We start from the raw sequence: 13,417 nt of genomic DNA, 5'->3' as shown, positions 1-13,417 counted from the left end.
CTGACTTCAGAGTAAATAACCGACTTTCAAATTGTAACTATACTTACCGGAGAGTATCTTCCATGAAAAAGACCAAAATCGTATGTACGATTGGCCCTAAAACAGAATCTGTAGAGAAGCTAACTGAACTAGTTAACGCAGGCATGAACGTAATGCGCCTTAACTTCTCTCACGGTGACTACGAAGAACACGGCACTCGTATCGCGAACTTCCGTAAAGTAATGGAAGCTACTGGCAAACCACTAGCAATTCTTCTAGATACTAAAGGTCCAGAAATCCGCACTATCAAGCTAGAAGGCGGTAACGATGTTGATCTAGTAGCAGGTCAAGAATTCACTTTCACAACTGACACTTCAGTTGTAGGTAACAAAGATAAAGTTGCAGTAACTTACGCTGGTTTCGCAGCCGACCTAAACGTAGGTAACACTATCCTAGTAGACGACGGTCTAATCGAGATGGAAGTTATCTCTAAGACTGAAACTGAAGTTAAATGTAAAGTTCTTAACAACGGTGCACTAGGCGAAAACAAAGGTGTTAACCTTCCTGGCGTTTCTGTAAACCTACCTGCACTATCTGAAAAAGATAAGAACGACCTTAAGTTTGGTTGTGAGCAAGGCGTTGACTTCGTAGCAGCTTCTTTCATCCGTAAAGCGTCTGACGTTCAAGAAATCCGTGAAGTACTTGCTGCAAACGGCGGCGAGAACATCCACATCATCTCTAAGATCGAAAACCAGGAAGGTGTTGATAACTTCGACGAGATCCTAGAGCTTTCTGACGGCATCATGGTTGCACGTGGTGACCTAGGTGTTGAAATCCCAGCTGAAGAAGTAATCTTCGCTCAGAAAATGATGATCGAGAAGTGTAACCGTGCACGTAAGATGGTTATCACAGCAACTCAAATGCTTGATTCTATGATCAACAACCCACGTCCTACTCGTGCGGAAGCAGGCGACGTTGCTAACGCGGTAATGGACGGTACTGACGCAGTAATGCTTTCTGGTGAAACGGCGAAAGGTAAATACCCTGTTGAAGCGGTAACTATCATGGCTCAAATCGCGAACCGTACTGACTCAGCGCTAAAAGCTGAACTAGGTTCTCGTCTAGACAGCCCACGCCTACGCATCACTGAAGCAGTATGTAAAGGTGCAGTAGACACAGCTGAGAAACTAGCTGCTCCACTTATCGTTGTTGCAACTGAAGGCGGTAAGTCTGCACGTTCAGTACGTAAGTACTTCCCAACTGCAAACATTCTAGCGCTAACAACTAACAAGAAAACTGCTGCACAGCTAGTTCTAACTAAAGGTGTTACTCCTGTAGTTGTTGATTCAATCGAAAGCACTGACGCATTCTACGTAGCGGGTAAAGAACTTGCTCTAGAATCAGGTCTAGGTAACAAAGGCGATATCGTTGTTATGGTTTCTGGCGCTCTAGTTGCTTCAGGTACTACGAACACAGCTTCTGTACACGTGCTATAAGACTGAACTTTTAACACTTCAGTTTCTTGAGAAGGAGGGCTTATGCCCTCCTTTTTTATATGGCTTTCTTGCTCTCATAATAGGCTAATTGTATTATTTACCTCTATCAGAATTTCGTACTGTTTAATTTTATCGTCACGATTAAAGTTTCTATGAGGTGTATGTGTCTAGTCCCACTCTTACCGACAAAGTATTAAGAATGATCCGTCAGGATATTCTCGATGGCGAGCTTAAACCAGGTCAAAAACTCGTGGTTGCCGAACTCAAAGAGAAGTACAACGTAGGAGCGTCACCCATTCGAGAAGCATTGGTGCAATTATCTTGGAGCAAATACGTCAAACTCGAGCCGCAAAAAGGCTGCTGGGTTGCACCTGTATGTAAAGATGAGTTACATGACTTGTACGAAAGCCTGCAAATGGTCTCCGCATGCTTACTCAGTAAGGCAATTATGATTGGCGATGAAAAATGGGAACTGGATGTACTAACTGCTTATCACAAGTTATCCCGAGTAAAACCTGGCGAAAGCTTTTGCTGGAGGGAATGGGAAGAGCGCCAAAATCAGTTTCTTACTGCGCTGTTTGAAGGTGCTGGCTCTGTCAATATGTTTGGGTTTTTCCGCGATCTACTCACGCAAATTAAACGCTACCAATACTTCGCGATGCAGATTTTAGGCACAGGGAACCCTGGGCACTGTAATCTCGATGAGCAAGAAATACTGATGAAGGCATCGCTAGACAAAAAGAGTCAGGATGCTTTAGGTTATCTAGAGCGTTATTTGAGACAATCAATACAGTGTATCGAAGCCGCCATCGACAACCAATGTCGCATACTGGCTAGCGAATAACGCTGAGACTAAAAAGCGGGGGTCTATCCCCGTTTTTTCGTTTTTGTAAAAGCACTAAGCAATATCATCATAACTATGACATAGCGATACGCAGTTACGCCCTGCACTTTTTGACTCATACAAAGCAATATCAGCACATTTATACGTTCTTGTACGATCAGAGGTTAAATCACTATACCCAGCACTGACAGTAATGCCTCTATCACTACGCATTTGAACCGCGACACGTAGCCTGTTCAATACAATTTCAGCCTCTTCTAGTGTTGTATGCGGCATAATCACTGCAAATTCCTCACCACCGACACGAGATACAAAATCTGTGCTGCGGACTTCTTCTAGGAGGGTTTCTGCGACACTACAAATCACCTTGTCTCCTTCGTCGTGGCCAAGCTCGTCATTAATACGTTTAAAGTGGTCAATATCAAACAACGCCAAACAAGCAGGAGGGCTATCAGGATAGCGTTCAATAATCCCCGCATATTGCGCCAATTGCTCTTCAAATTTTCGGCGGTTCCACAACCCCGTCAAGCCATCTTTTTCGCTTAGGTTTCGTAATTTTTCTTCTAACTCTTTTTGCCCAGAGATATCCACCAGCGACGTAATGTAATAACTCACTTTACCTGATTTGGTTAAATTCGCCTGAATACGCATTATTGCAGTAAAGACTTGATTAAACTTAGTTCGACAACGAATCTCCCCTTCCCATACGTGTTCACTCTTCAGTGTTTTCCAGATACTCAGGTTTGCTTCGAGATCTTCAGGTAAGAGAATTAAATGATGTGCACTCCAACCTTGGGCATGCTTGGTTGAGTAACCCATCATGTTTTCAAACTCTTGATTAACCATGATGATTCTATGTGAAACATCCGAGATCATCACCGCAGTCATACCATCAAGAGCAGCTCGAGCCAACTTCGATTCCATACTATGACGCCGATAATGCAGAGCAAGGGCTGCCGTCGGCAAAGTGAAGCCGAGCACCAAACTTAGAACAAAAAACGCTTCTTGGATTAAGTCATCAATATCCCTCTGAGCTCGGGATAATAACTGCTCATTGGTAAGATCAATAACCAGATGAAGAGGTTCGCTAGAAACAAACTGGATGGTGCGATACGCGACCAAATTCGAACCATTGTAAGCATAGCCCGAATCTTTTGAATTTAAACTACGCCAAATGTTTGGGTACATCCGGCCAAAATTAAATTGAGAGCGAGCGGGAATTATATGGCCATACAAACGAGCTGATTTAGGGCTATCAATGTAAAATCCGTCACTCTTAATCAGCTCAATATGGAAATCAAGCACTGACGAATAGTTGAGTCGAGAGGATAAATAGTCAATATCAACATTAAGCACAAGATACCCTTCGCGCTTTCCGTTAAGCGAAATAGGCATCAAAATACGCAGTGACGGGCTATAGGGATAGACTAACTCGCCATACTCTCGTTCTAAACCTATCCCCCACGAAGCGATTTCGCCATCGTCTAAGTTCTTAGCGAATTGAAAGTAATCTCGCTCTGACTTATTTTGCAATTTGATCGCGGGCAACGCAGCGCCTGTTTCAATCTCATAATTAATCCTCACTTTTTCTCGACCAGAAACATCAAGAAAGCGAATTTGCTTATACAACTTTTGATTGATTGCGACCGAGATCCACATGTCTTCTAAGATGGAACGGTTCACCCGGTTAGGTTGGCGCAGATATTCATACAGACTTTGGCTGTGACCAAGTAGGTCACTGATCGTTTCGATTTGATCCTGAATATTGCTGTATTCACGGCCAGTATAGGCCAATTGATGTAACGCTTCTTGAGCGGTGTTCTCAACATTGTTTTCTAACAACGTCAGATATTTCTGATAGTAGTAAGCGGCAGTGAGTGCACTAAAAAATAGTGCTGTCGCCAATAAGGTGCCGACTCGCTTAGGTACTTTCACACGTCTAATGCCTATCATGCTTACTAAAACGACAATTATATCATTAATTGTTATTTTCTAAACAAAAAAGCCACTTAGATTAAGTGGCTTTTCTATATGCAATCAGAGAGTTAAGGTTTGAGAGCTCGCTCTCCTCGCGCAATGCCAACGACACCACTACGAGCAACTTCGACAACTTCGGTCACTTCGGATATCGCTTGAATGAAGGCATCTAGCTTTTCACTCGTACCCGCAAGTTGTACGGTGTATTGGGAAGCCGTGACATCCACGATCTGGCCACGAAAGATGTCTGCCGTCCGCTTCACTTCTGCTCGCGCAAAACCACTGGCTTTCACTTTCACCATCATCAGTTCACGCTCAATGTGCTCATACTCGGTGACTTCTTGCACTTTCAGCACATCGATCAATTTGTGTAACTGCTTCTGAATTTGTTCCAACTGCATCTCATCAGATGTCGTGGTAATGTTCATTCGCGACAGGGTTTCATCATCAGTCGGTGATACCGTCAAAGATTCAATGTTGTAACCACGTTGAGAGAACAAACCAACAACACGAGACAACGCACCCGGTTGGTTTTCCAATAGCAATGAAATAATGTGTCTCATATTAAGTTCTCTCCGTTTTGCTTAGCCACATTTTATCCATACCCTCACCTTTGATTTGCATCGGGTATACGTGTTCGGTTTCGTCTACGTTGATGTCCACAAACACCAGACGATCTTTCATATCCAACGCTTTTTGTAGCCCTTCTTCGAGCTGATCAGGCGTTTCGATACGAATACCGACGTGACCATAAGCTTCTGCAATCGCTGCAAAGTCAGGAACAGAACTCATGTAAGAATTAGAGTGACGACCTTGATAAATAATGTCTTGCCACTGTTTTACCATGCCTAAGAATCGGTTGTTCAGGTTGATGATCTTCACTGGAATGTCGTATTGCATGGCTGTCGACAATTCTTGAATATTCATCTGAATACTGCCGTCACCAGTCACAACCACGACCTCTTCTTGTGGCATGGCAAACTTCACGCCCATGCCAGCCGGAAGACCAAATCCCATGGTGCCAAGACCACCAGAGTTTATCCAACGGCGCGGCTTATTGAATGGGTAGTACAGCGCCGCAAACATCTGATGCTGGCCCACATCAGACGCCACATATGCGTCACCATTAGTTAGCTTGTGCAGCGTTTCAATTACTTGCTGTGGCTTGATTCGTTCTGGAGACGTTTCATAAGACAAGCAGTTGCGGTCACGCCATACTTGAATGTCATCCCACCATGCAGTGATAGCACCTTGATCATTTCCACTACCTTGCTCTGCAAGCAGCCCGAGCATGGTTGTCAGCACTTTTTCCGCAGAACCTACGATCGGCAAATCCACTTTCACGTTTTTCGAGATCGATGACGGATCGATATCAATATGCATCACTTTTGCGTTTGGGCAGTACTTTTCAAGGTTGTTGGTTGTACGGTCATCAAAACGCACACCTATACCAAAAATAAGATCCGCTTCATGCATTGCCATATTAGCTTCGTAAGTGCCGTGCATACCCAACATGCCCAGTGAGTTTTTATGTGTACCCGGGAATGCCCCCAAGCCCATCAAAGTACTCACAACGGGTAGGTTCAGTTTGTCGGAAAGCTCTAAAATATGTTCATGAGCGCCAGAAATCACCGCACCACCACCGATATAAAGCACTGGTTTTTTCGCTTCTAATAGCGATTTAAGCGCTTTTTTAATCTGGCCTTTATGGCCCGAAGTTGTCGGCTTGTAAGAACGCATTGAAAGCGTTTCTGGATATTGATAAGGCAGTTTGATTTGCGGGTTCATCACATCTTTTGGCAAATCAATCACAACTGGACCAGGTCGACCTGTAGTCGCGATATAAAACGCTTTTTTGATTGTTTCAGGAATATCTTCCGCTTTTTTTACTAAAAAGCTGTGTTTGACCACTGGGCGGGAGACACCGACGATGTCACACTCTTGGAAAGCATCATTACCAATTAGGCTATTCGGTACGTTACCCGAGATAACGATCATTGGGATAGAGTCCATATACGCGGTTGCAATACCCGTAATGGTATTGGTCGCGCCCGGCCCCGAGCACACAAGTACGACACCCGGTTTACCGGTAGCTCGAGCGTAACCATCTGCCATATGAGTGGCGGCTTGCTCATGCCTTACAAGTACGTGTTTGATTTGATCGGTTTTGGCATGCAGTGCATCGTAGATATCCAAAACAGAGCCACCTGGGTAGCCAAAGATCTGCTCTACGTGCTCTTCTATCAGAGATTGAACCACCATCTCTGCGCCTGACAACATTGCTGTCATAATTGCTCTCCTTAGCCAGTTTCCTCACCGTAAGGTCAACGGATTGGTCTGGTTTTACATAGTCTAGGTCTTATTCGTAGCCTAATCGAAATACTTCCACGTTTTCGGCTATGTCTTGCGTTCGTCATAACATCCCGCAAGGTTACCCAACAAATGTAACGTTTTATTATCAAAGGGTCTAATGAGAGATTGGTCTACTTTTTAAACAAGATACTAGTAATTAGAATGTTAGTAGGAATAGCAGCCACACATCTCCTATTTCACAGTACAACCTAAAAAATTAACGCTCAAAAAAAGAACATTATTTCATAAGGTTTTAGCTATAGGGTGCGAAATAGCGTTATTTGACGAGCAAAGCAGAAAAAATCAATGCAAACAAAAATCCCCAGCAATGCGCGATCACATCACTGGGGATTTTTTCATCAATATAAAATCTAAGTCAGCTTAAGTTACTTTTTATCCGACTTTTCCTTATACATTTCTTCAATTTCATCTTGGTATTTGTCATTGATGACTTTACGACGAAGTTTTTGAGTTGGCGTTAACTCACCATCATCCATAGAGAAAGCTCTTGGTAACAGTTTAAACTTCTTCACTTGTTCAAACTTTGCCAACTCTTTTTGAAGATCGTTCACCCGCTTCTCAAGCATTTCGACCACCTGGTGGTGCTTAATCAACTCAACGCGATCGTGATATTTGATATTCAGCTCTTTCGCGTACTCTTCTAGCGAGTCATAACAAGGCACGATAAGCGCAGAAACAAACTTACGAGTATCCGCAATGACTGCGATTTGCTCGATGAAGTGGTCTTTACCAATCGCACCTTCAATCATTTGTGGAGCGATGTATTTACCACCTGAAGTTTTCATCAACTCTTTGATACGATCGGTGATGAACAAGTTGCCATTTTCATCAATGTAACCAGCGTCGCCCGTTTTTAGGAAACCGTGCTCATCAAAGGTCTTTTCCGTCTCTTCTGGCATTTTGTAATAGCCACGCATCACCATTGGACCACGAACCAGAATCTCGTTGTTTTCGCCAATCTTAACCTGTGCGCCAGGCATCGACATACCAATAGAGTCGGGGTTAAAACATTTATCATCCCAACACGATACTGTCGCCGTGGTTTCAGTCATGCCGTAGCCCAACTTAACGTTGATACCAATCGCATGGAAGAATCGACCGATGGTTTCATCCAGCTTTGCACCACCACAAGGCATAAAGTTGATTTGCCCGCCAAGTAGCGCACGCAGTTTGCTCAGAACCAACTTATCCGCCAAAGCGTATGACTTACGCAGCAAGAGCGATGGCTGACGTTTTTCTTGATGACAAGCGGCCATTTTTGCGCCCATGTTGACTGCCCAAGTAAACATGATCTTACGATGAATCGGCGCGCGAGACACTTTCTCATGAATCGCAGAGAAGATCTTCTCATAGAAACGCGGTACGGCACACATCACGGTAGGTCGCACCTGGCTCAGTGCATCACGTACTTGCATGGTGTCTTGCAAATAGCAGTTGGTCGCCCCTTTGTACAATACATAAAAGGTCCAAGCGCGCTCAAATACGTGTGATAACGGAAGGAAACATAATGACACGTCACTTTGAGAAAGGCTCAAGCGCTGATCGTGCCCTTCCAATTGCGCCGCAATGTTTGCGTAGTCCAACATAACGCCTTTTGGCTGGCCTGTTGTACCCGAGGTGTAGATCAGCGTGAGTAGATCATCTTCTTTTGCCTGATCTAAACGCGCGTCCAATTCAACTTGATATGTAGCGTCGCCTTTGGCAACAAATGCTTGCCAAGAGATAACGAAATCATGCTCGCCAAGTTCTATATCATCAGACATCGCAACAATGAGCTCTAACTGTTCGCACTGGTCGAAAATGCTCACTGCTGCATCAAATTGAGGCTGTTCACCAACAAACAGAACTTTGACGTCTGCATTGTTAATGATGTACGCCGACTGGGCGGCAGTATTGGTTGGGTAAATAGGTACTGTCACGCTGCGTAATTGCAGTGCTGCGATATCAGCGATCGTCCATTGCGGCATGTTGTTCGAGAAAATGCCGATCTTATCTTGGACTCCTAATCCCTGAGCCAAAAGTGCAAGTGATAAAGCATCAACTTGCTGACCAAATTGCGTCCACGTAATACCTTGCCACTCCTCACCCACTTTATGCTTGAGTGCAACGCGTGTACCACCGTTCGCAATTTGTTCACGAATACGTTTAACGATATGAAAATCTAACTTGGCCATTCTTTTACTTACCTTTTGGCTTACAGGCGTAAGCTAATTGAGCGAACAAGTGTACTCACGGCTTGCTAAAACGCAACTGACCAGTATCAAACTTATCACTAATAAGAGACAACTATCACTTATACGTCGCGAACGTACCTAAAATTGCTGAATGATTACTCTATTTAACTTACTGTTTAGATTGTTTATTACGAAAACAAAAAGCCCCGAGAGACAAAAATCGCTCGGGGACCAATGAATTGTAAAAATTGATGATTACCAATATGGTCTAATCGAGAAGACCAAACGTCATCTTATTTTGCGGCAACGACTTCACCACAAGTGATCATCAGTTGATCGCGTAGCCAAATGTGGCCTTTATCTTTTTCACTTGATTCATGCCAGCTTAAGAATCCGCTGATTTCTTTGTTCGCAAATGGGAAATCAAGAATTTGCAGTTGATCGCTGTTTACCGCATTTTCCGCCATCCAACGTGGTGCAATAGTCACAAGCTCAGATTGACCCACCACGTATAGTAGGTTGCTTAAACTAGAACCTTCATACGCCGCTTGGCAATCCAGTTCACGGTACGCTTGCTCTGAGAAACTACGTTGGCCATGCACTTTCGATAACTTCGCATGCTTTTCGTTAAGCAGTTGCTCAGCCGTCACACCACCTTGAATGCGTGGGTGGGTTTTTGATGCGATAACCACTAATTCATCTTTGAAGATTTCAGTACTTGAGAAACCTTGCTCATCAAAACGAGCGTAGTCGATCACGAAATCAATTTCTTGGTAGCGCATACGCTCAGACAACAAACGGTCAAATTCTGCATCTAGATGAAGCTGAACGTTTGGTGCTTGTTGATTCACTTTTGCCATGATCTTCGGAGCAAAACGCATGTCACAAGGGCTGCAAATCGCAAGCTTGAATAAGCGAGTCGAAGATTCTGGCTGGAATACGGAGCTAGGAAGTTCATTGCGAATCAGCTGCAGTGCTTGGCGAATAGGACCAAACAGTTGACGTGCTCGTTGCGTAGGCTGAATACCACGGCCTTGGCGCATGAATAGCTCGTCGTTAAACATCACTTTTAAGCGTGCCACGGCGTTACTTACCGCCGGTTGAGACATGCCTAGGTTATGTGCTGCACGAGTAATATTTTGCTCTTGCATTACAGCATCAAATACTGTCAGTAGGTTTAAATCTACACCACGCAAAGTGCTTTCCATACGGTAGCTAGCAATTGCGCTCATCGCGTCTTTCTTCTCTAACATTGAGTGCGCCTCTTTTGTAATCGTCAACTTTGTTCATTAAATTCATAACGAATAGAATCCCATCTCGCACAAAAGACGGCGGCTGGATTCGAATCATTTTACGAATAGATAACCTAACTTTTTATTATATTTATCGTCCGGATACTTCCGGCTCGAACTGTACTATCAACTAATCGATTGCGGTTTCGCAACTAGATTGATATTTAATCAGTAAATTTTAGCCAATTAGGTATTTATTTGTTAAATAACAAAGACTTGATAAAAACATAAAAAACTATAAAACACGTAAAAATGCATTCTTTGAGGACGTATTTAGCAAATTGATAGGACAGGCGGTCAACACAAGCATGCATTTAGCTAAGTTATTAGTTGGAATAAGAACAACAGATGACAGCTATATCTCTGATTGAATTTTGCACTTATCAGTCAAATTATCAGCAAATACACACTGAATAGAAATGAGAGAGGAAGAATAAAAATGCAGCCTTCCAAACAGAAAGGCTGCAACAAAATCGTGTCAAAAATGGAAGGAACAATGTACTTAGAACAACGTACTTAAATGTTCGACACGTAACTTGGAAAATCAACCTGCTCCCACAGCTGTCTGGATAACTCTGCTTTTGAATCCCATGCACCTTGCAGTACCCAATGAACAATAGCCTGAGCAACATCTGGGTATTTCACACTTTCGGCTTGTTGCTCCTTTAGCCACTGGCGTACTGCGGAAATGTCTAAGCTCTCCATCGACATCGCAAGCCCTAAATCTTCTAAGGTCGCAACATTGCTCTGCTGCTCGAATTGACCCGCGAGTGGCTTTAGTAACAATTTTTTCCCCAAAGACAAGGCTTCTGAAGGAAGCTCAAACCCACCATTAGCAATGACACCACTACAGCGATGCAAATGATGCTGGAAGTTGCTGTGGCATAAAGGGCGCAGTTCTATGTTTTCTACCTGCTCACATTCGATCACATCCGGGTGATAACAGATAAACGCTTGTTGATTAAAGTGGAACAATAAGTCCGAGATATCTTCAATCGATTCGAACGGTAGATACACCAACACGAAGTCGTCGTTTTCTGCTTGGCTATCGACGGTATGCACTATCGGTGGTAACAAAGGTTGATCAAAATGATGCCAATGCAAACCAAGGTGGTGTTGAGAAGGCGCAAAGTATTCAATGACGGATTTATCTAACCAACTTGCTCCCTTTAGTGGCACCGGATAACGGAAAGCATTTTGGTGGCTGATACCAATAGAAGGCTTATTTTGTTGTCTGGCTGCCCACGCAGTCACAGGTTCGAAATCATTAATGATAAGATCGTAGGACGACAGTTCGAGTTGCTTAACTTCTTTGAAAAACTGCACCAAATTGTTATTCAATGCTGTTTTCGCGTAGTTTACAGAGCCTTTTTCGGTAATAAAGGTGAAGCCTCGGCGAGTCTGGTAATCGCCAAATGCTTCCATTGAAAAGTATTTTTCCGGCGCTCGCCCAGAAAACAAAAAGTCGACCTCAACATTGTGCTCTTTAAACGCATGACTCATCGCCCTTGCGCGTGCAATATGTCCGTTTCCTGTCCCTTGAACACCGTACAAGATTTTCATCAATTAGCCTCCTAACATCGCAATCGCTAATCCACCACAAAGACTGCCAAGCAGTGCACCAATGATGACATCGGTAAAAAAGTGCACACCCAATAAGATTCGCGCGGTTCCGATTAAACTTGCCCAAAAGAATGCAGCAACGCCTAGGCTCGGATAGAAATGGTCAATCAGCGTCGCCATGACAAACGCAGCGGCAGTGTGTCCTGAAGGAAGACTGTAGCGATCAGAGGGAGTAATAAAAGCAGGAAGGAGTGCACTAAGCTCTTCAGGGCGACGACGCTTAAAACTATTTTTCAGCGTCCAATAAATTGGTAGCTCGATAGCAAAAGCAAGTAAACCCGCCAGTAAAAACCAGACTCCTTGCTCCTTATCTAAATACCAAGCTAATAAACCCAACACCAAGTAAAGGTGCCCGTCACCACTGTGGGAGACTCCTTTGCTGATATTGGCGACTTTTTGATTAAAACGGTGCTTAAGACAAACACTAGAGAGCGCTAAATCAAACTTAGCAATGGTTGCAATTGGCTGTGTAATTGTCTCTATGGTTCGCATGTGACCTTTCCTTACTTTGACAACACCTTTGTGTGAAAAGTAGGAGGTTTAGGTGACAACAGCATGACGGGAATTTGGACAATTAATGACAAAGGCCAAATTAAGGTGTGCCCAACAATTTATCTATTGGGCATAACCATAAAAATAGAACATTAAGAAGGGTTTGCTGGTTGCGGTTGAGGGGTGTCTATATACCAGACTTTTCTCTTCTTGCGGCAGGCGCGCAAAGAGCCCGTCGTCATGTCGCCATCTTTTGTAAGCTCATAGCTCAGTGAGCGGCAAGTATAGTTTCCCGACAGTTCATGCTCTATACTCGTTTGCTCCGTTTTACTCGATTTAGGCTCTAGTAGAGGGTTAGGCTGAGTAGATAAAATGTCACGATTTATCACATTGCTGCGCGCATAATCCTTATGGACATAACCTTTTATCACTCCTTTCTGTTCAACGAGAAACCAAGGTTGATCAACCACTTTTGCTAGCACATTAAAGACTTCCCCTTTCGATAATACGCCAAGCTTTGCCCCTTCAAGACTCGGTTTGGAGCGTAGGTTTAATGTGGTCTTAGAGCGGTAAGAGACATCCATAAACTCTACTGGGTTTGAGGTATCGACACCTTCAGTGGTTGGTCGGAAAACTTCCGCTTGCTGTTTCTCACTAGGCTGGACACGGATCTTCCACCAAGAATACGTTTCCGGATCTTTACCTTTAAACTTATTTCGGCTGTCAGACTCAAGGGCAACAAGCATCTGATTCAAGAACGATTCGCGTCCTTCATAACTCAAAAATCGATCCATTTGATCATTGATGACCATGACGCTCTGTGAGTGATTATTCATAACAACGGGGGAAGCCACTTCCACATAGGTCTGCGATTGAAACAGCTGACAACCCGACAAGCTGACCAGAGTAAATACTATGGCTGAACGTCCAAATTGTTTTGTTAACCTCATTCTTTCCCTAACCCTTATATTTCTTTTACCTAGTGCAACTGCACTACTATAAATGGTCATTCAAAACTTTTGCCAAACAATTCGGACCTTTGTGTGACAAGTCGCAATCCCGATGCTTGTTTTGGTAATGAAACGTCGCAAACTTGATGAGAACTTACTTCTTCTAGCACGTTTCTATCGCATCATGCCGTTTCACTTAGTGCATCATTTTTCTCAA

At 43.7% G+C, this 13,417-nt stretch carries 10 protein-coding genes; 2 read left to right on the top strand and 8 right to left on the bottom strand.

Going from position 1 to position 13,417, the window contains the following annotated elements:
• The first annotated feature begins 62 nt into the window (after nt 1-62).
• Nucleotides 63-1,475: a pyruvate kinase PykF gene (gene pykF / locus N646_RS12645; protein ID WP_005392243.1), complete on the top strand. Its 1,413-nt coding sequence runs from the start codon at nt 63-65 to the stop codon at nt 1,473-1,475.
• Between the two features lie 199 nt (nt 1,476-1,674).
• Entirely contained in the window at nt 1,675-2,319 is a 645-nt protein-coding gene (locus N646_RS12640; RefSeq protein ID WP_017633473.1) for a GntR family transcriptional regulator, read from the top strand.
• Nucleotides 2,320-2,373: 54 nt separating this feature from the next.
• On the opposite strand, the gene N646_RS12635 is transcribed toward N646_RS12640, so the two are convergent.
• The 8 genes from N646_RS12635 to N646_RS12600 form a co-directional block, all read right to left on the bottom strand.
• Nucleotides 2,374-4,254 carry a sensor domain-containing diguanylate cyclase gene (locus N646_RS12635; protein WP_017820262.1) on the bottom strand — a complete coding sequence of 627 codons (1,881 nt, stop codon included), beginning with the start codon at nt 4,252-4,254 and terminating at the stop codon, nt 2,374-2,376.
• 110 nt (nt 4,255-4,364) lie between these two features.
• The gene (ilvN, locus tag N646_RS12630) at nt 4,365-4,859 is read right to left on the bottom strand and encodes an acetolactate synthase small subunit (protein ID WP_005379697.1); all 495 of its coding nucleotides are present in this window, start codon (nt 4,857-4,859) and stop codon (nt 4,365-4,367) included.
• 1 nt (nt 4,860) lies between these two features.
• The gene (locus N646_RS12625) at nt 4,861-6,585 is read right to left on the bottom strand and encodes an acetolactate synthase 3 large subunit (protein WP_017820263.1); all 1,725 of its coding nucleotides are present in this window, start codon (nt 6,583-6,585) and stop codon (nt 4,861-4,863) included.
• Between the two features lie 449 nt (nt 6,586-7,034).
• Nucleotides 7,035-8,843, bottom strand: a complete 1,809-nt coding sequence (locus tag N646_RS12620; protein ID WP_017820264.1) for an AMP-dependent synthetase/ligase — start codon at nt 8,841-8,843, stop codon at nt 7,035-7,037.
• A gap of 293 nt (nt 8,844-9,136) precedes the next feature.
• On the bottom strand, nt 9,137-10,096 hold the full coding sequence (gene calR, locus N646_RS12615) for a LysR family transcriptional regulator CalR (protein ID WP_005379693.1): 960 nt from the start codon (nt 10,094-10,096) through the stop codon (nt 9,137-9,139).
• A 555-nt stretch (nt 10,097-10,651) separates the two neighbouring features.
• The gene (locus N646_RS12610) at nt 10,652-11,698 is read right to left on the bottom strand and encodes an MJ1255/VC2487 family glycosyltransferase (protein WP_017820265.1); all 1,047 of its coding nucleotides are present in this window, start codon (nt 11,696-11,698) and stop codon (nt 10,652-10,654) included.
• A gap of 3 nt (nt 11,699-11,701) precedes the next feature.
• Nucleotides 11,702-12,250 (bottom strand): phosphatase PAP2 family protein, encoded by a 549-nt coding sequence (locus N646_RS12605; protein WP_017820266.1) that lies wholly within the window; start codon nt 12,248-12,250, stop codon nt 11,702-11,704.
• 152 nt (nt 12,251-12,402) lie between these two features.
• Nucleotides 12,403-13,200 (bottom strand): SH3 domain-containing protein, encoded by a 798-nt coding sequence (locus N646_RS12600; protein WP_017820267.1) that lies wholly within the window; start codon nt 13,198-13,200, stop codon nt 12,403-12,405.
• Nucleotides 13,201-13,417 lie beyond the last annotated feature (217 nt).

The sequence above is a fragment of the Vibrio alginolyticus NBRC 15630 = ATCC 17749 genome, assembly GCF_000354175.2.
Lineage (GTDB): Bacteria > Pseudomonadota > Gammaproteobacteria > Enterobacterales > Vibrionaceae > Vibrio > Vibrio alginolyticus.
Note: the sequence above shows the minus strand (reverse complement) of the source record. Positions and strands in the feature narration are given on the sequence as shown.